Origin of the sequence: Paraburkholderia sp. GAS348 (assembly GCF_050434205.1) — a bacterium.
Classification (GTDB): domain Bacteria; phylum Pseudomonadota; class Gammaproteobacteria; order Burkholderiales; family Burkholderiaceae; genus Paraburkholderia.
Genome location: NZ_JBNPVT010000012.1, coordinates 16105 through 38746, shown reverse-complemented (window position 1 = coordinate 38746; position 22642 = coordinate 16105). Strand labels below are relative to the sequence as shown.

General features: G+C 61.7%; 18 protein-coding genes, 6 tRNA genes and 1 pseudogene. 19 read left to right on the top strand and 6 right to left on the bottom strand.

What is annotated here, in order from left to right; translation table 11 throughout:
* Positions 1 to 39 precede the first annotated feature (39 nt).
* Positions 40 to 1290, top strand: a complete 1251-nt coding sequence (locus tag P3T22_RS20370; protein WP_063496576.1) for an aspartate kinase — start codon at positions 40 to 42, stop codon at positions 1288 to 1290.
* 206 nt (positions 1291 to 1496) lie between these two features.
* Positions 1497 to 1590, top strand: a tRNA-Ser gene (locus P3T22_RS20365).
* A gap of 69 nt (positions 1591 to 1659) precedes the next feature.
* On the opposite strand, the pseudogene P3T22_RS20360 reads toward P3T22_RS20365, so the two are convergent.
* Positions 1660 to 2146: pseudogene (locus tag P3T22_RS20360) on the bottom strand (porin); the annotation flags it as partial.
* 334 nt (positions 2147 to 2480) lie between these two features.
* Here P3T22_RS20360 and P3T22_RS20355 point away from each other — a divergent pair.
* The 6 genes from P3T22_RS20355 (at position 2481) to P3T22_RS20330 (ending at position 9707) form a co-directional block, all read left to right on the top strand.
* Positions 2481 to 2828, top strand: coding sequence for a hypothetical protein (locus tag P3T22_RS20355; RefSeq protein WP_063496575.1), 348 nt, complete (start codon positions 2481 to 2483; stop codon positions 2826 to 2828).
* Between the two features lie 251 nt (positions 2829 to 3079).
* The gene (locus P3T22_RS20350; protein WP_236720843.1) at positions 3080 to 5089 is read left to right on the top strand and encodes an extracellular solute-binding protein; all 2010 of its coding nucleotides are present in this window, start codon (positions 3080 to 3082) and stop codon (positions 5087 to 5089) included.
* Between the two features lie 40 nt (positions 5090 to 5129).
* On the top strand, positions 5130 to 6167 hold the full coding sequence (locus tag P3T22_RS20345) for a microcin C ABC transporter permease YejB (RefSeq protein ID WP_063497990.1): 1038 nt from the start codon (positions 5130 to 5132) through the stop codon (positions 6165 to 6167).
* Positions 6167 to 7273: an ABC transporter permease gene (locus P3T22_RS20340; protein WP_429325941.1), complete on the top strand. Its 1107-nt coding sequence runs from the start codon at positions 6167 to 6169 to the stop codon at positions 7271 to 7273. The genes P3T22_RS20345 and P3T22_RS20340 overlap by 1 nt, the downstream gene beginning before the upstream one ends.
* 5 nt (positions 7274 to 7278) lie before the next feature.
* Positions 7279 to 8904 carry an ABC transporter ATP-binding protein gene (locus P3T22_RS20335; protein WP_429326003.1) on the top strand — a complete coding sequence of 542 codons (1626 nt, stop codon included), beginning with the start codon at positions 7279 to 7281 and terminating at the stop codon, positions 8902 to 8904.
* Between the two features lie 137 nt (positions 8905 to 9041).
* Positions 9042 to 9707 carry a C40 family peptidase gene (locus tag P3T22_RS20330; RefSeq protein WP_429325940.1) on the top strand — a complete coding sequence of 222 codons (666 nt, stop codon included), beginning with the start codon at positions 9042 to 9044 and terminating at the stop codon, positions 9705 to 9707.
* A gap of 200 nt (positions 9708 to 9907) precedes the next feature.
* Here the strand turns inward: P3T22_RS20330 and P3T22_RS20325 are convergent, their stop codons facing one another.
* Positions 9908 to 10858, bottom strand: coding sequence for a patatin-like phospholipase family protein (locus P3T22_RS20325; protein ID WP_429325939.1), 951 nt, complete (start codon positions 10856 to 10858; stop codon positions 9908 to 9910).
* Positions 10859 to 11273: 415 nt separating this feature from the next.
* Between P3T22_RS20325 and gltX the strand changes: the two genes are divergently transcribed.
* The 7 genes from gltX (at position 11274) to P3T22_RS20290 (ending at position 14209) form a co-directional block, all read left to right on the top strand.
* Positions 11274 to 12683 (top strand): glutamate--tRNA ligase, encoded by a 1410-nt coding sequence (gene gltX, locus P3T22_RS20320; protein ID WP_429325938.1) that lies wholly within the window; start codon positions 11274 to 11276, stop codon positions 12681 to 12683.
* Positions 12684 to 12805: 122 nt separating this feature from the next.
* Positions 12806 to 12881 (top strand) — tRNA-Ala (locus tag P3T22_RS20315).
* Positions 12882 to 13035: 154 nt separating this feature from the next.
* Positions 13036 to 13111, top strand: a tRNA-Glu gene (locus tag P3T22_RS20310).
* A 94-nt stretch (positions 13112 to 13205) separates the two neighbouring features.
* Positions 13206 to 13282: transfer RNA gene (locus P3T22_RS20305), tRNA-Asp, on the top strand.
* Positions 13283 to 13343: 61 nt separating this feature from the next.
* Positions 13344 to 13419: transfer RNA gene (locus P3T22_RS20300), tRNA-Glu, on the top strand.
* Positions 13420 to 13514: 95 nt separating this feature from the next.
* Positions 13515 to 13591 (top strand) — tRNA-Asp (locus P3T22_RS20295).
* A 153-nt stretch (positions 13592 to 13744) separates the two neighbouring features.
* The gene (locus P3T22_RS20290; protein WP_063496570.1) at positions 13745 to 14209 is read left to right on the top strand and encodes a GNAT family N-acetyltransferase; all 465 of its coding nucleotides are present in this window, start codon (positions 13745 to 13747) and stop codon (positions 14207 to 14209) included.
* A gap of 74 nt (positions 14210 to 14283) precedes the next feature.
* Here P3T22_RS20290 and P3T22_RS20285 read toward each other — a convergent pair whose 3' ends face one another.
* On the bottom strand, positions 14284 to 15153 hold the full coding sequence (locus P3T22_RS20285) for an AraC family transcriptional regulator (RefSeq protein WP_063496569.1): 870 nt from the start codon (positions 15151 to 15153) through the stop codon (positions 14284 to 14286).
* Positions 15154 to 15374: 221 nt separating this feature from the next.
* On the opposite strand from P3T22_RS20285, the gene rraA reads away from it, so the two are divergent.
* Both rraA and P3T22_RS20275 read left to right on the top strand, forming a co-directional pair.
* A complete protein-coding gene (rraA, locus tag P3T22_RS20280; RefSeq protein ID WP_063496568.1) occupies positions 15375 to 15869 on the top strand; it encodes a ribonuclease E activity regulator RraA in 495 nt (164 codons plus the stop codon).
* Between the two features lie 54 nt (positions 15870 to 15923).
* Positions 15924 to 16325 (top strand): gamma-glutamylcyclotransferase family protein, encoded by a 402-nt coding sequence (locus P3T22_RS20275; RefSeq protein WP_063496567.1) that lies wholly within the window; start codon positions 15924 to 15926, stop codon positions 16323 to 16325.
* Positions 16326 to 16566: 241 nt separating this feature from the next.
* Here P3T22_RS20275 and aceB read toward each other — a convergent pair whose 3' ends face one another.
* Both aceB and P3T22_RS20265 read right to left on the bottom strand, forming a co-directional pair.
* Positions 16567 to 18177: a malate synthase A gene (gene aceB, locus P3T22_RS20270; protein WP_429325937.1), complete on the bottom strand. Its 1611-nt coding sequence runs from the start codon at positions 18175 to 18177 to the stop codon at positions 16567 to 16569.
* 83 nt (positions 18178 to 18260) lie between these two features.
* Entirely contained in the window at positions 18261 to 19112 is an 852-nt protein-coding gene (locus P3T22_RS20265; protein WP_063496565.1) for a (S)-2-haloacid dehalogenase, read from the bottom strand.
* 177 nt (positions 19113 to 19289) lie between these two features.
* Between P3T22_RS20265 and P3T22_RS20260 the strand changes: the two genes are divergently transcribed.
* Both P3T22_RS20260 and P3T22_RS20255 read left to right on the top strand, forming a co-directional pair.
* Positions 19290 to 20192, top strand: a complete 903-nt coding sequence (locus P3T22_RS20260) for a LysR family transcriptional regulator (RefSeq protein ID WP_063496564.1) — start codon at positions 19290 to 19292, stop codon at positions 20190 to 20192.
* Positions 20193 to 20430: 238 nt separating this feature from the next.
* Positions 20431 to 20865: a universal stress protein gene (locus P3T22_RS20255; RefSeq protein WP_063496563.1), complete on the top strand. Its 435-nt coding sequence runs from the start codon at positions 20431 to 20433 to the stop codon at positions 20863 to 20865.
* A 261-nt stretch (positions 20866 to 21126) separates the two neighbouring features.
* On the opposite strand, the gene aceA is transcribed toward P3T22_RS20255, so the two are convergent.
* Positions 21127 to 22431: an isocitrate lyase gene (aceA, locus tag P3T22_RS20250; RefSeq protein ID WP_063496562.1), complete on the bottom strand. Its 1305-nt coding sequence runs from the start codon at positions 22429 to 22431 to the stop codon at positions 21127 to 21129.
* Between the last annotated feature and the right edge of the window lie 211 nt (positions 22432 to 22642).

Genomic DNA, 22642 nt, shown 5'->3' with positions numbered 1-22642 from the left:
AGCGCGCCAGCGCGGTTTATCCTCCAGTTCAGAACGACAATGGCACTCATCGTACATAAATACGGCGGCACCTCGATGGGCTCGGTCGAGCGCATCAAGAACGTCGCCAAGCGCGTCGCGAAATGGCACAAGGCTGGCCACAAGATGGTCGTCGTGCCGTCGGCAATGTCCGGCGAAACCAACCGCTTGCTCGGTCTTGCGAAAGAAATCACGAGTCAGCCGAGCCCGCGCGAACTCGACATGATTGCCGCTACCGGCGAGCAGGTCAGCTCGGGACTGCTGGCCATCGCGCTGCAGGAAGCCGGCATCGACGCGGTCAGCTATGCCGGCTGGCAAGTGCCGGTCAAAACGGATAGCGCGTTCACGAAAGCACGCATAAGCGAAATCGACGGCGAGCGCGTGCTGCGCGATCTCGACGCGGGCAAAGTGGTGGTGATCACCGGCTTCCAGGGTATCGATCCTGACGGCCACATCACCACGCTCGGGCGCGGCGGTTCGGATACGTCCGCTGTCGCGGTCGCTGCCGCATTGAAAGCCGACGAGTGCCTGATTTACACGGACGTCGACGGCGTCTACACGACCGACCCGCGCGTGGTGGAAGAAGCGCGCCGCCTCGATCGCGTGACGTTCGAAGAGATGCTGGAAATGGCAAGCCTGGGTTCCAAGGTGCTGCAGATCCGCTCGGTGGAATTCGCCGGCAAATATCAGGTGAAGACGCGTGTGCTGTCGAGCCTGACCGATCCGCTCATCCCGCTCGACACTGAAATGAAGTCGGGCACCCTGATTACTTTTGAAGAAGACGAGACCATGGAAAAAGCAGTCATCTCGGGCATCGCGTTCCAGCGAGACGAAGCTCGTATCGCCGTGATGGGGGTGCCCGACAGGCCGGGCATCGCATATCAGATTCTCGGCCCGGTGGCGGACGCGAATATCGACGTCGACATGATCATCCAGAACCAGAGCGTCGAAGGTAAAACCGCCTTCACGTTCACGGTCGGCCGCGGCGACTATCAGCGCGCCATGGAGATCCTCACTACCCAGGTGAAGGGGCATGTGCAGGCTGAGCAGGTCTTGGGCGATCCGAAGGTGTCGAAGGTGTCGGTGGTCGGCGTCGGCATGCGCTCGCACGTGGGTATCGCGAGCACGATGTTCCGCACGCTGTCGGAAGAGGGCATCAATATCCAGATGATCTCCACCTCCGAAATCAAGATTTCGGTGCTGATCGACGAGAAGTACATGGAGCTCGCCGTGCGCGCGCTGCATAAGGCGTTCGAACTGGATCAGGTGTAATTTGCTGCACGCGGGGCGGAGCGAGGTGATGTGAGCAGGCGCACCGCGTCTCCGAATGCATGACTGCATGCCAGGGCAACGTGAATAAATTGCGTCGTCGATGACAAAACTGGCACAAAAAATGTTCGGTAGACATTGACCTTCGCGGTTCGGCCCGCTATTATCTTGGCTTCGTTGCGCTGACTCCCTGCGCAACCGAAAGTTTGGGAGACGTGGCCGAGAGGTCGAAGGCACTCCCCTGCTAAGGGAGCATCTGGGCCAAAACCTGGATCGAGGGTTCGAATCCCTCCGTCTCCGCCAGCAATGGCGGCAAGCCCCGCAGAGTTTAGGCTCTGCGGGGTTTTGTTTTTGTGCCGCTCGCACTCAGCATCAAAACGCGTGGCGCAACCCGATCATGCCGACGAATTGCGATGGCCCTGACGATGGCGTCGTATTCTGCGAGTCGCCGACCACAGCCACTGCGTCAGTCATGCTCGTCCCCGTGCTGCCCGCAGCAACCAACGTCTTGCCCCGCGCATGCTGATACGCCTCCAATGCGTATAACGTCGTGCGTGTGGAGAGGGAGTACGTCTGCTCGAGCGAAATCTGCTGATAGCGTGCAGCATCGCTGATGCCATTCGCATTGCTGGCTTGCGTGTAGCTGTAGCCGGCACCGACAGTGACGGCTGGCGTGATCCGGTACGTGGAAATCACGCCGTACGTATTGAACACGCCTTCGTCGGTGAACAGCGAACCGGAGCCCGGCGCGTACTGCACGTTCGAATTGGTTTACGCCGACCATCAGGTCCTGGTGGATGTAGCGAGCCGCTGCGGCGAACAACTGCGCGCTGCGTGCCGCAAGAATGCTTCGATATCCTACTGATATGCGGGACGCCAATACCGCGGTCACAAGACCGATCGAGGAGGCGGCGACCGGATTCCCGGCGCGTGCGCGAGCAGCGGCTAGAATTGCCTCGCAGCGGCGAGGGCGGTGAAAGATGGGTAATTGGCCGGCGGATGGGCGACTAACGGCAAGGCGGCCTGATTGCACTGGCACTACTTTTTCACCAGAACTTTGTCCAATGTAACGAGACGTAACCGGGCGGTCAGCAGCGCGATGTTATGCATCAGTTATTACAAAGTTGAAATACGCGGATGGCTGCCTTGCGCTATATTTCGGCCAACAACACATTCGTCAAAAGGGGTGATCAATGAAGTCCGCGCGTCTTGTTCCACTTCTGATCGGGGTTCTCGGGTTGGCTGCGTCGGGTGCTGCAATGGCCGGCGGGGTCAACATTGGTGTCAACATCGGCATTCCCGCGCCGGTCTACGTGGCCCCGGCTCCGGTCTATGCACCGCCTCCGCCGCCTCCGCCGCCCGTCGTCTACCAGCCTGCTCCCGTGTACTACGGTGGCCCGACGATCGTGATCGGCTGGCACGGCGACCGCTACTGGGACGGCCGCCGCTACTGGGCGCGTGACGACTGGTATCGTCATCATCCTCCGGGCCGCTACGATTACGGCCGCGACCACTACGACAATCGTCGCGGCTGGCACTAAGCCGCTAAGCCAAGGTTGAACCCGCAATGGAGTCGAAAAAAACCGCCGGTTGGGCGGTTTTTTTATTGCGCTCGCGAAACCAGCAGGCCCGTCAGCAGGATACGTTTACCAGCGAGGAAGCCCATGAATTCTTCCAATGAGGTTTGCTCACCACGCGCGTGAAGGTCGGGCAGATCCGATGCGCGGACAGCGCGGGTTTATTGGGTAGAATTCTCTCGCATTGCAATTGCCCACTGACCAACAAGGCCCCTATGACAACTGGCTCGCGATGGGTTCAAACGCCTCAAGCACCTTGGTGCAGCGTGATTCACAGGCTATCGCGTGTCGGTCTACCGGTTGTGCCGCGGGTTGTGCCACGTTCCTGGCGCTCGGCGTGCGCCGCCGCACTGTGCAGCGTGTCTGCCCTGGCTGGTTTGCTCGCGGCGCCCGAGGCCCATGCGGCCTATGCGATCGCGCAATACGGCGAGCCGAAATATCCGGCCGGTTTCAAGCACTTCGACTACGTCAACCCGGATGCGCCAAAAGGCGGCACGCTGGTGCTGGCCAATCCGAGTCGGCTTACCAGTTTCGATAAATTCAATCCGTTCACACTGCGCGGCAATACCGCACCGGGCGTCGATCTGCTGTTCGAAAGCCTGACCATCGGCAGCAGCGACGAAGTGGCCTCCGCCTATGGCCTGCTCGCCGACGACATCGATATCGCGCCCGACGGCCTGTCGACCACGTTCCACATCAATCCGCGCGCCCGGTTTTCGAATGGCGATCCGGTCACTGCCGACGACGTCAAGTTTTCGCTCGACACGCTGAAAAGCCCGCAAGCTGCGCCGCAATTCGCATCGATTTTCGGTGAGATCACGCGTGCGGTAGTGGTGGATCCGCGTACGATCCGCTTCGAGTTTCATCAACGCAATCGGGAGTTGCCGTTGCTCGCGGGCAGCATGCCGGTCTTCTCGCGCAAGTGGGGGATGAAGCCGGATGGCAGCCGGATCGCATTCGACCAGCTGGCGTTCGAGAAGCCGATCGGAAGTGGGCCGTACCTGATCGAACAGTACGACAACGGCCGCACGATCACCTACCGGCGCGACCCGAACTACTGGGGCGCGGCGCTGCCGGTGCGCGTCGGCATGAACAATTTCGATCGCATTGTTTATAAGCTGTATTCGGATAACGTCGCGCGGCTGGAAGCGTTCAAGGCGGGCGAATACGATGCGATGGTCGAATACGTCGCGCGCAATTGGGTGCGGCGCGACGTCGGCAAGAAGTTCGATAGCGGCGAGTTGATCAAGCGCGAATTTCCGCAGCACAACGGCACCGGCATGCAGGGCTTCATGCTCAATCTGCGCCGGCCGTTGTTTCAAGACGTGCGGGTGCGCAAGGCGCTCGATCTCGCGCTCGATTTTCAGTGGCTGGACCGCCAGCTGTTCTTCAATCAGTACACGCGCATCGACAGCTTCTTCGCCAATACGGATTTGCAGGCGAAGGGTCTGCCTGCGCCGGGCGAACTCGCGCTGCTCGAACCATGGCGCGCAAAACTCGATCCTGCGGTGTTCGGTCCGCCGCCGAAGCAGCCGGACACGGATCCGCCGGGTTCGCTGCGCGCCAATCTCCTGCAGGCGCGTGCCTTGTTGCAGCAGGCAGGGTGGACTTATCGCGACAACGCGCTGCGTAACGCCAAAGGCGAGCCGTTCCAGTTCGAGATCCTCGACGATTCCGGGTCGGCCGCGCAAATGGAGCCGATCGTCGCGACGTTCATCCGCAATCTGCAGAAGCTCGGCATTACCGCCACGTTTCGGGTGTCCGATTTCGCTGTCTATCAGAAGCGTCTCGACGCATTCGATTTCGACACGACCACGATCCGCATGCCGGACGTGCAGGTGCCAGGATCGGAGCAGATCGACCGCTTCGGCAGCAAAGCCGCGGACACCCCGGGCTCGGACAACATGATCGGGTTGAAGTCGCCGGCCGTCGACGCGATCCTGAACGCGCTCGTGCATGCGCAGACGCGCGAGCAACTGGTCGACGCGACACACGCGCTCGACCGCGTGCTGATGCATGGCTACTATGTGGTGCCGCACTGGTACAGCGCGACGCATCGGGTGGCGTTCAAGCGCGGGCTTGCGTGGCCTAAGACCTTGCCTTTGTACTATGGAGCGGAAGGCTGGATCACGTCGATGTGGTGGTATGCCCAGCCGCACCCGCCGCACCCGCCGCACCCGCCGCAACCGCCGCAACCGCCGCAGCCGCAAGCTCAGGCGCGCTAAAGCGTCATTCATTCACCGCCTTCGCACCGGAAACGCCGCCATGTGGAGCTACATCCTCAAACGCCTGTTGTTGATGATCCCGACCTTGCTCGGCGTGCTGACGCTGACCTTCGCCGTGATCCAGTTCGTCCCGGGCGGCCCGGTCGAACAGATGCAGCACGAGCTGCGCAAAGGTGCGGAGAACGGCGCGCCGTTCGGTCTGCGCTCGCATACCGGCGTCGACGCGCAGCAGATCGCGCAATTGAAAGCGCTGTATGGCTTCGACAAACCGCCGCTCGAACGCTATGTCCTGATGCTAAAGCGCTTCTCGACGTTCGACCTTGGCCAGAGCTATTTCCGCCACCAAAGCGTGTGGTCGCTAATCGTTTCGAAGTTGCCGGTGTCGATCAGCATCGGCTTATGGACGTTCTTTCTGACTTACCTGATATCGGTGCCCTTGGGCATCGCCAAGGCGGTGCGCAACGGTTCGCGCTTTGATATCGCGACGAGCCTGGTCGTGTTGGTCGGTTACGCGATTCCGGGCTTTGTATTGGGTGTGCTGTTGCTGGTGCTGTTCGGCGGCGGCAGCTTCCTGCAGCTCTTCCCGCTGCGCAATCTCACCTCGGACAACTGGGCGCAGCTGAGTGTTGGCGGCAAGATCGTCGACTACCTGTGGCATATCGCGTTGCCGATCACGGCCTCGGTGGTAGGCAGCTTCGCCGTCGTCACGATGCTGACGAAAAACGCCTTCCTCGACGAAATCCGCAAGCAATACGTGCTGACCGCGCGCGCCAAAGGTTTGTCGGAAAAGCGCGTGCTGTGGAAGCACGTGTTTCGCAACGCGTTGCTGCCGTTGATCGTCGGTTTTCCGGCGGCGTTTATCGGTGCATTTTTCACCGGCAGTCTGCTGATCGAGACGCTGTTTTCGCTCGACGGACTCGGCCTGTTGTCGTACGAATCCGTGGTGCGGCGCGATTATCCGGTCGTGCTCGGCACGCTGTATCTGTTCACGCTGATCGGTCTTGCGACCAAGCTGATCTCCGATCTTTGCTATGTGTGGGTCGATCCCCGCATCCAATTCGAACAACTGGAGCGCTGATGAATCGAGCCCGCCTTTCAGCCGATGCGGCGGTGCGCACCGAACCGGTTCGCGCGTTCGTGTCGCCAACGCCGGCGCGCCGCGTCTGGCAGCGTTTTCGCCAGCAGCGACTGGGCTACTGGAGTCTGATCATCTTCGTCGTCGCGTTTGCGGTGAGCCTCGCCGGGCCGTTGTGGTCGAACGACAAGCCGCTCGTGGTGCGCTACGAAGGGCAGTTGTATTTTCCAATGTTCAAGACCTACGCGGAGACCACCTTCGGCGGCGACTTCCCGACGCCCGCCGATTATCTCGATCCGTATATCAAGCATCGTTTCGATACGCCGGGTAACTTCGCGGTGTATCCGCCGAACCGGTATTACTACGACACGCTGAATTATTTCTCGAAGGCGCCGAACCCGGCGCCGCCGTCGCGCGATAACTGGCTCGGCACCGACGACCGGGGCCGCGATCTCTTCGCGCGTCTTCTGTACGGTTTTCGCGTGTCGGTGGAATTCGGGCTGGTGCTGACCTTGATTGGCACCGTACTCGGGATTGCCGCGGGCGCTGTGCAGGGTTACTTCGGAGGGCGTACGGATATCATCGGGCAGCGTCTGATAGAAATCTGGAGCGCCATGCCGGAGCTTTACCTGTTGATCATTTTCTCGTCGATCTTCGAGCCGGGGTTCATTCTGCTGATCGTGCTGCTGTCGTTGTTCGGCTGGATCGGCTTGTCCGATTACGTGCGCGCGGAGTTTCTGCGCAACCGTCAGCAGGACTATGTGCGTGCGGCGCGGGCGATGGGGCTCTCGAACGGGCAGATCATGTGGCGGCACGTATTGCCCAACAGTTTGACGCCGGTGATCACGTTTTTGCCGTTCCGCATGAGCGGCGCGATTCTCGCGCTCACCAGCCTCGACTTTCTCGGCCTTGGCGTGCCATCGCCGACGCCGAGCCTCGGCGAACTGCTTGCGCAAGGCAAGGCGAATCTCGACGCTTGGTGGATCTCGTTGTCCACTTTCGGCGTGCTGGTCGCGATGCTGTTGCTGCTGACGTTCATGGGCGATGCGCTGCGTAATGCGCTGGACACCCGCATCTCCGATGCCATGCGAGCGGGAGGCAACCAGTGAGCGCCATGGTGGAGAACGACGCAAAACAAGGCACACTGCCGCCGCTGCTTGAACTCGATCGTCTGCATGTGACCTTTGGCGATACGGTCGCGGTGAACGACGTGACGCTCGCGATCCAACGCGGCGAGCGGGTCGCGCTGGTCGGCGAATCGGGCTCGGGCAAGAGCGTGACCGCGCTGTCGATCCTGCGTCTGTTGAGCGACGCGCAGGTCAGCGGGGCGATCCGTTTCGACGGCCAGGATCTGCTCGCCAAAAGCGAGCGCGAGATGCGCGGCATGCGCGGCTCGGACATCGCGATGATCTTCCAGGAGCCGATGACGGCCCTCAATCCGCTCTATACGGTCGGTGACCAGATTGCGGAGACGATCGTCGTGCACGACGGCGTAACGGCGAACGAAGCGCGTAAGCGCGCCGTCGCGTTGCTGGGGCGCACGGGCATCGCCGAGCCCGGCAAGCGTGTGAATAGCTATCCGCATCAGCTCTCGGGCGGTCAGCGGCAGCGCGCGATGATCGCGATGGCGCTCGCGTGCCGCCCGCGCCTGTTGCTGGCCGATGAGCCGACCACGGCGCTCGACGTGACGATCCGCGCGCAGATCGTCGAACTGCTGCTGGAACTGCAACGCGACGAAGCCGAGAAGCGCGGCATGGCTGTGCTGCTGATCACGCACGACCTGAATCTGGTGCGCCATTTCGCACAACGCATCGCGGTGATGGAGAAGGGCGTACTCGTTGAGAGCGGGCCGGTCGAGCAGGTGTTCGAGTCGCCGCAGCATCCGTACACGCAACGTCTGCTGGAGAGCCGTCCGCAGCGCACGGTGGTCCCGGTGCTGCCGATTTCACCCGTGCTGCTCGAAGCGCGCGATGTCTCAGTCGATTTCAAAACGAAACTGCCGGGCTGGAGCGGCTGGTTTCGCTCGGGGCATTTCCGCGCGGTCGCCGATGCGAGCGTGTCGGTGCGCCAGGGCGAGACGCTGGGGATCGTCGGCGAATCGGGTTCGGGCAAATCGACGCTGGCGATGGCCTTGCTCGGTCTGCAACGCACCGCGCACGGCGAGATCGAGTTTCAGGGCCGGGCGCTCGGCAGCTATCGCGGCGCCGAACAGACCGCCTTACGCTCGAATATGCAAATCGTCTTTCAGGATCCATTTAGTTCGCTTTCGCCGCGCCAGACCATCGAGCGGATTGTCGGCGAAGGGCTCGCGCTGCATCGGCCGCAGATGAGTCTGGAGGCGCGGCGCGACAAGGTGGTGTCGGTCCTGCGCGAAGTCGGTTTGGACCGCACGGTGATGTACCGCTATCCGCATGAGTTCTCCGGCGGTCAGCGTCAGCGGATTGCGATCGCGCGCGCTCTGGTGCTGGAGCCACGCATCCTGATCCTCGACGAACCGACCAGTGCACTCGACGTGTCGATCCAGCAGCAGGTGCTGAAATTGCTTGCCGGGTTGCAACAGAAGTACAACCTCGGCTTCGTTTTCATCAGCCACGATCTGGCCGTGATTGGGGCGATGGCGCATCGTGTCGCGGTTATGCAAAACGGTTCAATCGTCGAAAGCGGGGGCGTTGAGCAGATTTTTGCGACACCGGCGCACCCTTACACCCGAAAGCTGCTGAAAGCAGTGCTTGACGACTGATTTTGTACTCTTTCACCAATTGGGTGCGTGTCTCGATTGTATTTTTCTATTTGTTTTGACACACGAATACTTACTGGCTAGTATCGACCAAACTTTTTTCCGTAGCCCACTGATTTTTAGGCAAAAAATACCGACCAATGCAGCACAGAAACCTAACCCAGGCTTGCACGCGCGTCGTCGCCGGGATGTTCATTGGCGTCTTGATGGCAGCAGCTCCCGGCGCGTTCGCCGACGAAGTCAGCAGTTTTAATCAGAATGCCTCATATTCGACCCCTGGCGGGTCGAATTCTTTGTCCCCCCTCAATTCGCAATCAGCCGCTCCCGACAGCGACGGCGGCGCCAAATCGTTCCTGTCCGGCATGGCCGGCAAAGCGGGCGACGTGGTGGTCGGCGCGCTGAACATGATCGGCGTTCGCTATCGTTGGGGTGGTAACACGCCCGATTCGGGGCTCGATTGCAGCGGCTTCGTTCGCTACGTGTTCCAGGACACGCTCGGTATGGCGCTGCCGCGCCGCGCCGAGGAAATGAGCCGCGTCGGCGAGAAGGTGCGCGTCAGCGACCTGAAGCCGGGCGATCTGGTGTTCTTCAACACGATGCGCCGTACGTTCTCGCACGTCGGCATCTACATCGGCGACAACAAGTTCGTGCATTCGCCTTCCACGGGCAGCACGATCCGCGTCGACGATCTGGATAGCGGCTATTGGGAAAAGCGTTTCACGGGTGCACGCCGGATCGAGACGTCCTATCAGGACGGCGAAGATCTGCGCAAGCGCGTGAATGCTTCGATCGGCGGTGATCAGTAACGGGTTCAGCCCGCACTGGCCGTTCTGGTGTGAAAAAAGCCTGCTTCGAACGAAGCAGGCTTTTTGCGTTTGGGTGCTTGCCGATATATCGGCGAATCTTCCGTGCCCTATCCCAGCCTGTGCCTGTGCCGGTGCCGGTGCCGCATGGGTGACGGCAGCCGGAGCGCGCCGGCCGGTGTAACCGGCGTTACCCCGGGGGGTTAAACCGCAGCGCGGCTTGCGGTTAACTTGCGTTGCAACTCCGGCATCATCTTCGCCACCGCTTCCTCTCCAGCCAGGATCGCTGCGTTGCGCTGCGAGAAATCGCTGCCGCTCATCGCGGCCAGATTCGGCCGGATCACGATGTCGGCGTATTTGTCGAGTTCATAGGCCTTGATCGTCTGGCCCATGATCGTGAAAGTCTGCATCAGCACGTCGAACGAACTGGCGGTAAGGCCGCTTTCCGGGCGCTGCGAGATGTCTACGGCGATCACGAAATCCGCGCCCATCTTGCGCGCAAACGAGGCGGGCACCGGGCTCACCAGACCGCCGTCCACATATTCGTGCCCGCCGATCTTCACTGGCTCGAAAATCGACGGCACGCTGCACGATGCGCGCACCGCAATGCCGGTGTTGCCGCGCTGGAACAGGATCGGCTGGCCGGTTTTCAGATCGGTGGCGACTACGCCCAGCGGCTTGACCATCTTCTCGATCGGACGGTTGTTGAGGGTCGTATTCAGGTAGTTCTGCAGCGCGACGCCTTGTAGAAAGCCGCGCGTGCGAAACGGCATGGCCCAGTCGCTGATCGACGCTTCGTCCATGGTCAGCGCGAGCTTGTTCAGCGCAAAGCCGTTCATCCCCGAGGCGTACAGCGCACCGACTACCGAACCTGCACTGGTGCCGGCCACGAGGTCGACCTGAATATTGCGCGCCTCCAGTGCCTTGATCACGCCGATGTGCGCGAAGCCGCGTGCTGCGCCGCCGCCTAGCGCGAGCCCGACGCGGACCGGCCGCTGCGGTTTGTCGAGCGGTGGCGTGTTGGCGGCGGGCGTGGCGGCAACCGCCGCGCTATCGGTCTTGCTGCCGCCGGTCGTGGTGCAGGCGGCCAGCACTGCGGAGGCGGCCGCCAATGAGAAGTTGCGACGGGCGAGGCGAGGGGATGACGGTTTCAACGAGTTCTCCAGCAGCGGCACCGGCGCCGTAGTCGGCGCAACCTGTACCGCGATCAGGCGGATAGTCAAACGGACAGGACCGCCGGCGGCGATTCCATACGCTGTGGTTCTATCTCCACCCGCAGCGCGCGCACATCATAAATCAAAGCTCCGGGCGCGCGTCGGCCCGGTAATGAAACGTTGCAGAGGAAACCTTCGGGCGTCCTGAGGCACGCTTCCTGCGCGTCCTGTGTGCTGGTCCCCGGCCATTCGGACGAGGGCAGGCAACGCGGGTTCGGAAGGTATAATTCGGCTCTTGCATTTATTTCCCTCGTGCCCGTGTAAGGTGTTTTCTGCTGCACGGGCGCGGTCCGCTGCCGCGCTTCACTGGCGATGTCCGCCTCGGCGCCGGCGCCTGTCTTCCGAGTAACCGCTAATGACCACCTCCGTTCGTACCCGTTTCGCACCGAGTCCCACCGGCTTCATCCACCTCGGCAACATTCGCTCCGCGCTTTATCCGTGGGCGTTCGCGCGCAAGATGAAAGGGACCTTCGTGCTGCGGATCGAGGACACCGACGTCGAGCGCTCCACCTCCGAATCCGTCGATGCCATTCTCGAAGGCATGGCGTGGCTTGGCCTCGATGTCGACGAAGGCCCGTTCTACCAGATGCAGCGCATGGACCGTTACCGCGAAGTGCTCAGGCAGATGCAGGACGCGGGGCTCGTGTACCCGTGCTACATGTCGACGGAAGAACTGGACGCGCTGCGCGAGCGTCAGCGCGAGGCCGGCGAAAAGCCGCGCTATGACGGCACGTGGCGCCCGGAACCCGGCAAGGTCCTGCCGGAGCCGCCGGCGGGCGTGCAGCCCGTGCTGCGCTTCCGCAATCCGCTCACCGGTGTAGTCGCATGGGACGACGCCGTGAAGGGCCGCATCGAAATCTCGAACGAAGAACTCGACGACCTCGTGATCGCGCGTCCGGACGGCACGCCGACCTACAACTTCTGCGTGGTGGTCGACGATCTGGACATGCGCATCACCCACGTGATTCGCGGCGACGATCATGTGAACAACACGCCGCGCCAGATCAACATTCTGCGTGCGCTCGGCGGTGAGCCGCCGGTCTATGCACACTTGCCGACCGTGCTGAACGAGCAGGGCGAGAAGATGAGCAAGCGTCATGGCGCGATGAGCGTAATGGGTTATCGCGACGCCGGCTATCTGCCGGAAGCGGTGGTCAACTATCTGGCGCGGCTGGGCTGGTCGCATGGCGACGCGGAAATCTTCACGCGTGAGCAGTTTGTCGAATGGTTCGATCTGGAGCATCTGGGCAAATCGCCGGCTCAGTACGACCACGACAAGCTGAACTGGCTTAACGCTCACTACATCAAGGAAGCGGACAACGCGCGCCTCGCGGAACTCGCCAAGCCGTTCTTCGCCGAGTTGGGTATCGACGAAGCCGCCATCGCGCAAGGCGCCGATCTGACGGCGGTGGTGGGCTTGCTGAAGGACCGCGCGTCGACGGTGAAGGAAATCGCCGAAAACGCCGCGATGTTCTATCGCGTGCCGGCGCCTGCTGCCGAGGCGCTCGCGCAGCACGTCACGGACGTCGTGCGGCCGGCGCTTGCCGATCTGGCTGCCACGCTCAAGACGGCGGAGTGGACCAAGGAAGCAATCGCCGCGGCATTGAAGGCAACGCTCGGCGCGCATAAGCTGAAGATGCCGCAACTGGCCATGCCGGTTCGTCTAATGGTGGCGGGCACCACGCACACGCCGTCGATCGACAGCGTGCTGATGCTGTTCGGGCGCGACGTCGTCGTCAGCCGTATCGAAAAAGCGTTGGCCTAAGTGCGTTCGCGCTTACCTTGAGAGGGTTTGCATGCGGCTTGCGAAAAAAGTCGCATGCAATTGCTCAAAGGGTATTTACAAAGCGCAAATTGGCCTCTAGAATCTCGTTTCTGTTCTGCAAGGGGGGTATAGCTCAGCTGGGAGAGCGCTTGCATGGCATGCAAGAGGTCAGCGGTTCGATCCCGCTTACCTCCACCATCAGAGCAGAGTGAAGTGGTTCCGAAGTCTGGAGCTTGTAGCAAAAAAGACTTCACAAACGGCTGTAACGTAGTTAGAATATCGGTCTTTGCTGCTGACGAAGCGAAATTAGCGAAAGTTAGCAGCAAGATAAAGACAGATCTGAAAAGATTATGTCCCCTTCGTCTAGAGGCCTAGGACATCACCCTTTCACGGTGAGTACAGGGGTTCGAATCCCCTAGGGGACGCCAAACATCAGCGTCGCTTTAGTATTCGATAAGAATGAGTAAAGCAGCGCAGCTTGCAGAGAAATAACCGACGCTCGCAAGCCAGGGTGTAAAGACTGGAGTGGTAGTTCAGTCGGTTAGAATACCGGCCTGTCACGCCGGGGGTCGCGGGTTCGAGTCCCGTCCACTCCGCCAGACAAAGCCCGTTCATACAAACCTGAACGGGCTTTTTCATTAAAGGTGTAAGCAGTACGTTGTCCCCTTCGTCTAGAGGCCTAGGACATCACCCTTTCACGGTGAGTACAGGGGTTCGAATCCCCTAGGGGACGCCAGGACATCGGCGTCGCTCATTGAGCAGAATCAGTGAGCAGTATGAGCGATGCAGTTGGTAAGTGAGCCAGGCTCACAAGCCACGGTGCAAAAATCTGGAGCGGTAGTTCAGTTGGTTAGAATACCGGCCTGTCACGCCGGGGGTCGCGGGTTCGAGTCCCGTCCGCTCCGCCAGATTTTAAGAAGCCCACTTCGAAAGAAGTGGGCTTTTTTTATTTCCGCAGCCGGTCTGCCTGGGTATCGTCCGGGTATGCTCGGGACAAACAGCCATTGCCAGCGCGCGTAGCCTGTTTTACCGTTGACCCGACCCACCTTCGTCGTTCCACCATGTTCGATCCAACCGAAGCTCCGTCACCGTTTCATCTGCGCCGCGCCAGCATGGACGATTTCGAGTTCGCCGAGGCGCTGACTCGCAATAACATGGGGGGCTACTATCACCGGCACCATCTGGTCTGGCGTGGCGATCTCTTTCTCGGTAGCTGGCGCGAGTCGGAAAATTTCATTCTCGAAGTGGACGGCGAGCCGATCGGCGTGCTGCGCATCACGCAAGAAGGCGATTCGCTGCATATCCGCGACGTGCAGATCGCCGAAGGGCATCGGCGGCTCGGCGCCGGCACGTATCTGCTCGACATGTCGCATCAGTGGGCGCGCGAGCGCGGACTGCGCGAGTTGCAGTTGCGCGTGTTCGTCGACAATCCTGCCGCGCGGCTGTATCAGCGCAAGGGGTACAAGCCGACCGGGCCGCGTCTGGCGCAACTCGGGGCGATCCGTCATCTGGCGCGGCGCGTCTGACACTCTGCGGCTCGTGGCTCGTGGCTCGTGGCTAATGGCTAATGGCTGGTGGCTAGTGGTTACGCGTTACGCCGTCACTTTTGGGCGGTCTCTTCGTCCGCCTCTGTATCATCACGATCCCCGCTCTCCACGCGATGTTCAGCGCCTCGCTCAATAAACGCACGCGGACTTTTGCCGAAGGCCCGCCGGAACATCGCCGAGAACGCACTCTGGCTCTGATATCCCAGTTCTTGCGCGACATGCGAAAGCGGCCGCCCCTGGCTCAATAGCGGAATGGCGCGCGCAAGAATGGCCTGCTGACGCCATTGCGAAAAGCTCACGCCCAACTCCTGACGAAACAGCCGCGCAATCGTGCGCGTACTCGCACCGACACTCGATGCCCATTGTTCGAGCGAGTCGCCGTGCGTCGGGTCCGCGATCACTGCCTCGCACAACGCGCGCAAGCGCTTCTCGTTGGGCATCGGCACGGACAGCGGCAGTGGCTCCGAGCGCGTCAGCTCGTCGAGCGCGAGCGCGCCTAACAGTTGTTCGCGTGTGGCTGAAATGCCGGGCGTATCGAGCGCGGCGATGACTTCGCGCAGCAGGTCCGATACTTCGACCACGCGCGGCGTATCCAGTCCGGCCGGGACGGTGCTTTCGGTAATGTAGAGCGTGCGCAAAAACGCGTCTTCGACCGCGACCACTTCGTGTGTCACATGCGGCGGCACCCAGATCGCACGGGATGGCGGCACCATCCATGTCGTGCCGGTCGTCGCGACCCGCAGCACACCGCGCGACGCATAGGCCACCTGTGCCCACGCGTGCGTGTGTCGCGCGATACGCCAACCCGACGGTATCGGCCGCGAGCGCACGCGGATGGGGTGCGTTGGGGTCGGCTGGAATTCGGGAGGGATGTCAGCGAAGTGAACCTGGCTCGGCTGGACTGAGTCAGCGGACGAATTCATGTTGAAGATCGATCCAAAGGATGGAACTCGAAGAGACGCGAAGCCTGTAAACATGCAACCCATGAGCACGGGGCGCCTAAGCCCCGCGTCTTCGGGCGTGGATCAGGGAAGCGCGACCCAAAGGTGCGGACCTAAAACCACTGCGGGCCTCTCATTGTAGGTGTTACGTCGGAGTCAACGTTGCATAATGTCCCGATTGCACGGATCCCGAGGAGAACCCCATGAGCTTTGCAACCGCTGACTTGTGCGATGCACACGAGGACCAACTGGCGTCGGGCACGCTGCGTGTGCTAGAGCCGGTGTTTCATCTCTTCAGCCGCGCCGAGTCTTTCAGCGGCGAGGTGGTCACGCTAAAGGTGTTCGAAGACAACGCACTCGTGCGCGCCACGCTGGAGGAGAAGGGCGCGGGCCGGGTGCTGGTGGTCGATGGCGGTGGCAGTCTGCGTTGCGCGCTGGTAGGCGGCAACCTCGCGCAAATCGCCGAGCAGAACGGCTGGGCGGGCATCGTGCTGAACGGCTGCGTGCGCGATACGCTTGAACTCAATGAAGTCGATGTTGGCGTGGCGGCGTTGGCGACCTGCCCACGGCGTGGCCAGAAGCGCGGCACGGGCGAGCGCGACGTGCCGGTGCAATTGCCGGGTGCGCTGGTGCGTCCGGGCGAATGGATCTACGCGGATATCGACGGCGTGCTGGTGGCGAGCGCGTCGCTGAAATGAACCCCGGCAACAGCCGAGGCAAGCCGAACCCATCATCAAGGAGAGCAAACGACGATGCAGACCGTTTTTGTATACGGCACATTGCGTGCCGGTGAAGTGAACGACCTCAGAGATGCTGCGGTGCGCAACGACGTCGCCGCGCCGAATCTGCTCGGTACGGCCACGGTGCGAGGCCATCTATTCGACTTCGGCTTGTATCCGGGCCTGGTGGTCGACGAAGCGGGCGTGGACGTCACGGGCGACGTCTACGAAATCGACGATGGACTGGTTGCGGTGCTCGACGAGATCGAAGCGGTATATCCCGGTGTCGAAGATCGCTTCCTCGCGCGAGAAGTGATGGTGAAAGTAGACGGTAACGTCGTGAACTGCCGCTTCTATCCGGTCGCGCCCAATGCGGTGAAGGGCCACCCGGAAATCAGGTCAGGCGATTGGGTCGAGTATCGCAGCACGCGCTGAGGGGCGGCATGGCTAGCCCAGGGCGAGCGCACCACGAGCACCTGGCGGAACATAAAGGAAGCGTAACCACCACATAACGAGCTCATCGCGAGAGCAAAAAAACGGCCCGGCAGGCATGCGCCTGTCGGGCCGTCCGGTCGGTCAGCCTTGCGACCCGGGCCGCTCTTTCATCTTGCGTGGCTGGTGAAAGCGGGCCTGGTACGACGTCGTTATTGCTGATGCCCGAGGCGGCTCAGATGCCTCAGATTTCCTCGTACAACGGCAGCGTCAGGAAGTCGGTGAACTGCTCCGACGTCGACATTGCTTCGAAGATTTGTGCAGCGCGGTCGTACGGCTTCGTATCGCCGCCAACGGCCTGCTTCACCTTGTCGAGCTCTTGCGCCGACAACTCGCGCACCATCTCGGCCGTAACCTTGCGGCCGTCTTCGAGCTTGCCCTTCGGCGAGCGAATCCATTGCCACACTTGCGAGCGCGAGATTTCCGCGGTGGCGGCGTCTTCCATCAGGTTGTGAATCGGCACGCAGCCATTGCCCGCGAGCCACGAACCCAGATAGTGAATGCCGACGTTGATGTTGTTGCGCAGACCGCCTTCGGTGATCGGCGCTTCCGGGCGGAAGTCCATCAGGTCGGAGGCGGTGACGAGCACGTCGGCGCGTTGCTTGCCGATCTGATTCGGCTTGTCGCCGAGCACCTTGACGAATTCTTCCATCGCGATCGGCACGAGGCCCGGATGCGCGACCCAGCCGCCGTCGTAACCGTCGCCGGCATCGCGTGCCTTGTCCGAGCGCACACCGCCCATTGCCTTGTCGTTCGCCGCCGGATCGTTCTTGATCGGGATCAGCGCGCTCATACCGCCGATTGCCGGTGCGTTGCGGCGATGGCAGGTCTTCAGCAGCAGCAGCGCGTACGCACGCATGAACGGCGAGGTCATCGTGATCTGCGAGCGGTCGGCGAGACAGAAGTCCTTGTCGCTCTTGAACTTCTTGATCGCCGAGAAGATGTAGTCCCAACGGCCGGCGTTCAGACCCGAGCTGTGTTCGCGCAACTCGTACAGGATCTCGTCCATTTCGAATGCGGCGACGATCGTTTCGATCAGCACGGTCGCGCGAATCGTGCCGCGCGGCACGCCGACGGCTTCCTGGGCGGCGAGGAAAATGTCGTTCCACAGGCGCGCTTCCAGGTGGCTCTCCATCTTCGGCAAATAGAAGTAGGGCGCCGTGCCGCGTGCGATCTGTTCCTTCGCGTTGTGAACCATGAAGAGCGCGAAATCGAAGATGCCACCAGAGACGCGCTTGCCGTCCACCGTCACATGCTTTTCGTCCAGATGCCAGCCGCGCGGACGCACGATCAGTGTGGCGATCTTGTCGTTCAGCTGGTACGACTTGCCGTTCTGTTCGAGCGAAATCGTGCGGCGCACCGCGTCCTTCAGATTGATGTGGCCGGTAATCTGGTTATCCCAGCTCGGCGCATTCGAATCTTCGAAGTCGGTCATGTACGAATCCGCGCCCGAATTCAGCGCGTTGATGATCATCTTGCGCTCGGCCGGTCCGGTAATTTCCACGCGGCGGCATTGCAGATCTTGCGGCAGCGGCGCGATCTTCCAGTCGCCTTCGCGCACGCTTTTCGTTTCGGCGAGGAAGTCGGGCCGCTCGCCGGCGTCGAGCCGTTTGGTGCGCTCGGCACGCGCCTGCAACAGCTGCTGACGGCGCGGTTCGAACGTGCGATGCAGCGCGGCGACGAGTTCGAGCGCTTCGCGGGTGAGGATCGCTTCATAGCCCGGCTTGATCTCAGCCGTGATTTCCATGCCCTGCGGCAGCTGCAGCGATGATTGCGATGACAGCGGATTCGCCATGGTTTCTCCTTGGTCGGTCAGATTGCAAAGGTGCAAATGTTGAGATGCGATTGAATTGCGTCGTGGGATCCAGGTGGTGGCTGTCATGCGCCAGGGCTGTGGCGCGTGCGGCTGCCACCTGGATTACCCGTGCTGCCCGTGCCGCTATTGCGGCCGGGCGACGCGAGGGACTTCAGAAAAGCGAGCAGATCGTTCATGCCTCCGCCCGTGCCATGCGGCGTGACGCCCAGCTCTTCGGCTGGTGCGTTTTGCCGGTTAAGCCAGAAAGTCGTGAAGCCGAACCAGCTCGCGCCTGCCACGTCCCAGCCGTTCGACGACACGAAGACGATCTCGCGCGGGTGCGCGTCGAACGCTTGTGTGCCGAGCGAATAGGCCGCGGGCGAGGGTTTGTAGGCGCGCACTGCGTCGACGGATAGAACATGGTCGAACAGGCCCGTCATGCCGGCGCTCTTCACGGCGATGTCGAGCATTTGCGGATTGCCGTTCGAGAGGATGGCAAGACCGGGCCGTGACGCTGCCCCAGCTTTGCTGCTTGCGGGCGCAGGTGCGGACCTGGACGACGCCGACGGCGCGTCGCGCAACTGGCGCAGCGCGGGCACGGCATCGGGAAAAGCGGACAGGCACGCATATTCGTCCATCAAGCGCTTCTCTGCCGCGCGGCCGAGCGTGAGATGCAGCTTCTTGGCGGCAAAGCGCAACGCGTCGAGCGTAATGTCCCAGAACGGCCGGTAATGCGCGCCGGGTTCGCCGGCCGGATCGGCGAGCGTGCGCAACTGCGTGTATTCGATCTGTTTTTGGCGCCACAACTGCGAGAGCGCATTGCCGTGGCCCGGGAACATCTGCTCCGCGGCAGCAATCACCGAATGCACGTCGAAAAGCGTGCCGTACGCGTCGAAAATCACTGCTTTAGGGAAGGGTGTCGTTGTGGCCGACATTGCCGTGCGCTCCTATCAGAGGTCAGGACGAATTGTATTAGTGATGCTCTATGCTAAAAAAGAGGCTAAAGATCACTTGATCTTTTACTTTCATGCACCTAATCTGACGCGCACCGACCACTATCTCCGCGCAGCGCCCCGAGCGGACTTCCGTCGGGGTGCTGCAGCTCCGCAACCATGGACCGTTTCAAGCAGATCGAGACATTCGTTACCGTCGCGGCCAGGGGCAGCCTGTCTGCCGCGGCGCTTGCCGAAGGTGTCGCGCCCGCCATCATCGGCCGCCGCATCGATGCGCTCGAAGAGCGACTGGGCGTCAAATTGCTGGTGCGCACCACGCGCAAGATCACGCTGACCTTCGAAGGCTCGGCGTTTCTCGAGGATTGCCAGCGCGTCATCCACGATATGCAGAACGCCGAGGCCAGCGTGTCGGCGGGGGGCGTGAAGGCGAGCGGCCATTTGCGGCTGTCGGCGCCAGCCGGGTTTGGGCGCCGGCACGTTGCGCCGCTGGTGCCCGCTTTCACCGTCGCGCATCCGGATGTATCGATTACGCTCGACCTGTCCGACCGGCTGGTCGATCTCGTCAACGAGGGGTTCGACTGCGCCGTGCGCCTGGGCGAGCTGCCGGATTCGTCGCTGGTGTCGCTCAAGCTCGGTGAGAACCGCCGCGTATGCGTGGCTTCGCCGTCGTATCTGAGCCGGCGCGGATCGCCGCACACCCTGGCCGATCTCGCGCACCACAACTGCCTCGCGCTCGGCGCGAGCGCCAATCAGCAGCGCGGCTGGATGTTCCAGCAGGGCGACAAGGTCGTGTCGATCAAGGTATCCGGCACGATGGAATGCTCGGACGGCGCCGTGCTGCATGAGTGGTGCCTTGAAGGGTATGGACTCGCATGGCGCTCGTGGTGGGAGGTCGGCACGGATATCGCGGCTGGCCGGCTGGTCAGCGTGCTCGACGAGTTCGCCGCGCCGCCGATCGGCATCCATGCGGTTTTTCCGCAACGCCGGCATTTGCCGCTGCGGGTTCGGCTGTTTCTGGACTTTCTCAAGCATACATACGGCCATCCGGATTACTGGAACTGAGGCTGCCTGAAGGGCACCGAAGGGCAACTCGGGCGCAACTGACGTCACGCGATCTGGCGCAATGTCACCCGGCGCAATTGCGGCGCGGACCCGCGCAGCGGGTTTCCGATATGCGGGCAGACCCGCACGATGGCCTTGACCTCATTTTCTGCGCACTACAATCGATTGAAGCGGCTTCCATGCCGAGCCTCGTGGGACGCTGAGGCCGCGCTGCGCACAGCCGGCGACGGAGGGCATCATGTTCAGGCACATCCTGGTTCCGACCGATGGTTCAGACCTGTCACGCAAGGCGATAGACGGCGCCATCGATCTCGCGCAGGCTGTCGGCGCTCGTGTTACCGCCTACGCCTGTCTGCCGCAATATCCCTACTCGCCGTTCTCCGACGTGGTGATCGAGCCGCCGGTCGAGTTTCTGCAGCGCAGCGAGCGCGAAGCGCACGTGCATCTGCGGGAAGTGGAGCTGGCGGCACGCCGTGTCGGCGTCGCGTTCGACAGCCGCACCAGCGTGCATCCGGCGCCGTATCTCGGCATCATCGAAGCCGCGGAGCAGGGTGGCTGCGACGTGATTTTCATGGCTTCGCATGGGCGGCGCGGTCTTGGCAGTCTGCTGATCGGCAGCGAGACGCAGCGGGTCCTGACGCATACGAAGATTCCAGTGATCGTGTACCGCTGAGGTATCTGCCCGCGATTCGCGTCGAGGGCAGGTACGGCGTAGCAAAAAAAGCGCCGGCGCTGAGGCCGGCGCGTTCCTCCGGTCCCATGCAAGATGGTTGCTGCTGCCATCACTCCCAGATTCCAGCCATCAGGGCTGCCGGCGTATTTCAGCCCTGATGGCTACTCCTCCCTGACGGCGGCCCTCTAACGGGGCCGCTTTTTCGTCTGCCTTGCCGTTCTCGCGATCAGACTTCGATGTGACCGATGTGACCGATGTGACTTAAGCGACCTTCTTGTCGAAGAACTGTTCGTCTTCCGTCGAACCGTGCAGCGCGGTCGTCGACGCGTCGCGCTCGACCGTTTGCGTCACGGCGTCGAAGTAGCCGGTGCCGACTTCGCGCTGGTGCTTGACCGCGGTGAAGCCCTTTTCGGCCGCAGCGAATTCAGCCTGCTGCATTTCGACGAAGGCGGTCATCTGGTTGCGGGCATAGCCGTGCGCCAGGTTGAACATCGAGTAGTTCAGCGCGTGGAAGCCAGCCAGCGTGATGAACTGGAACTTGTAGCCCATCGCGCCGAGTTCGCGCTGGAACTTGGCGATGGTTGCGTCGTCCAGGTTCTTCTTCCAGTTGAACGACGGCGAGCAGTTGTACGACAGCAACTGGTCCGGGAATTCCTTGTGGATCGCGTCGGCGAATTTCTTCGCGAACTCGAGGTCTGGCTTGCCGGTCTCGCACCAGATCATGTCGGCGTACGGCGCGTAGGCGAGGCCACGCGAGATCGCCTGTTCCAGACCCGGCTTCGTACGATAGAAACCTTCCACCGTGCGTTCGCCCGTCAGGAACGGCTTGTCGTTGTCATCCACGTCCGACGTGATCAGGTCGGCGGCTTCCGCGTCGGTGCGCGCCAGCAGCACGGTCGGCGCGCCGGAGACGTCGGCAGCCAGACGCGCTGCGGTCAGCTTGGCGATGTTTTCGCGGGTCGGCACGAGTACCTTGCCGCCCATGTGGCCGCATTTCTTCACCGAAGCGAGTTGGTCTTCGAAGTGCACGCCTGCCGCGCCGGCTTCGATCATCGCCTTCATCAGTTCGAATGCGTTCAGCACGCCGCCGAAACCGGCTTCCGCGTCGGCCACGATCGGTGCGAAGTAGTCGATATAGCCTTCGTCGCCGGGGTTCTTACCTTCCGACCATTGGATCTGGTCGGCACGCGTCAGCGTGTTGTTGATACGTTTCACGACGAGCGGCACCGAGTTCGCCGGGTATAGCGACTGGTCCGGGTACATTTCGCCGGCCACGTTCGCATCGCCCGCCACTTGCCAGCCCGACAGGTAGATGGCCTTCAGGCCGGCCTTGACCTGCTGCATCGCCTGGTTGCCGGTCAACGCGCCGAGCGAGTTCACGAACGGCTCGTTGTTGACGCTTTCCCACAGCTTTTCCGCGCCGCGCTTGGCAAGCGTGTGCTCCACTTGCAGCGAGCCGCGCAGACGGATCACGTCTTCAGCGGTGTACGTACGCTTCACGCCTTTCCAGCGCGGATCGGTTTCCCATTGCTGTTGAAGTTGCCTGGCTTGTTGTTCGCGCGACATGGTGTGCTCCTTGGTTGCCTGTAATGGACGGGTGACTCTGTCGACCACTTACTCTGATCCTATGCACGAAACTTGCGGTCTTCGCCGAAGCGCTTGGCCCGTTGAGGCGTTTCGTTTCGTGAAGTCTTATATAAGAGTCTAGGCAAGCCGGCCGTCGCACAATAGCTACCGATGAGTGTTTTTTAAATATTTATTTTCGTTAAAAATCAAT

What these genes read in the sequence shown, in the direction of transcription:
- P3T22_RS20370 (WP_063496576.1), top strand. Translation starts at nt 40, where the DNA reads ATGGCACTCATCGTACATAAATACGGCGGCACCTCGATGGGCTCGGTC.
- P3T22_RS20355 (WP_063496575.1), top strand. Translation starts at nt 2,481, where the DNA reads ATGAAGTCCGCGCGTCTTGTTCCACTTCTGATCGGGGTTCTCGGGTTG.
- P3T22_RS20350 (WP_236720843.1), top strand. Translation starts at nt 3,080, where the DNA reads ATGACAACTGGCTCGCGATGGGTTCAAACGCCTCAAGCACCTTGGTGC.
- P3T22_RS20345 (WP_063497990.1), top strand. Translation starts at nt 5,130, where the DNA reads ATGTGGAGCTACATCCTCAAACGCCTGTTGTTGATGATCCCGACCTTG.
- P3T22_RS20340 (WP_429325941.1), top strand. Translation starts at nt 6,167, where the DNA reads ATGAATCGAGCCCGCCTTTCAGCCGATGCGGCGGTGCGCACCGAACCG.
- P3T22_RS20335 (WP_429326003.1), top strand. Translation starts at nt 7,279, where the DNA reads ATGGTGGAGAACGACGCAAAACAAGGCACACTGCCGCCGCTGCTTGAA.
- P3T22_RS20330 (WP_429325940.1), top strand. Translation starts at nt 9,042, where the DNA reads ATGCAGCACAGAAACCTAACCCAGGCTTGCACGCGCGTCGTCGCCGGG.
- gltX (WP_429325938.1), top strand. Translation starts at nt 11,274, where the DNA reads ATGACCACCTCCGTTCGTACCCGTTTCGCACCGAGTCCCACCGGCTTC.
- P3T22_RS20290 (WP_063496570.1), top strand. Translation starts at nt 13,745, where the DNA reads ATGTTCGATCCAACCGAAGCTCCGTCACCGTTTCATCTGCGCCGCGCC.
- P3T22_RS20285 (WP_063496569.1), bottom strand. Translation starts at nt 15,153, where the DNA reads ATGAATTCGTCCGCTGACTCAGTCCAGCCGAGCCAGGTTCACTTCGCT.
- rraA (WP_063496568.1), top strand. Translation starts at nt 15,375, where the DNA reads ATGAGCTTTGCAACCGCTGACTTGTGCGATGCACACGAGGACCAACTG.
- P3T22_RS20275 (WP_063496567.1), top strand. Translation starts at nt 15,924, where the DNA reads ATGCAGACCGTTTTTGTATACGGCACATTGCGTGCCGGTGAAGTGAAC.
- aceB (WP_429325937.1), bottom strand. Translation starts at nt 18,177, where the DNA reads ATGGCGAATCCGCTGTCATCGCAATCATCGCTGCAGCTGCCGCAGGGC.
- P3T22_RS20265 (WP_063496565.1), bottom strand. Translation starts at nt 19,112, where the DNA reads ATGTCGGCCACAACGACACCCTTCCCTAAAGCAGTGATTTTCGACGCG.
- P3T22_RS20260 (WP_063496564.1), top strand. Translation starts at nt 19,290, where the DNA reads ATGGACCGTTTCAAGCAGATCGAGACATTCGTTACCGTCGCGGCCAGG.
- P3T22_RS20255 (WP_063496563.1), top strand. Translation starts at nt 20,431, where the DNA reads ATGTTCAGGCACATCCTGGTTCCGACCGATGGTTCAGACCTGTCACGC.
- aceA (WP_063496562.1), bottom strand. Translation starts at nt 22,431, where the DNA reads ATGTCGCGCGAACAACAAGCCAGGCAACTTCAACAGCAATGGGAAACC.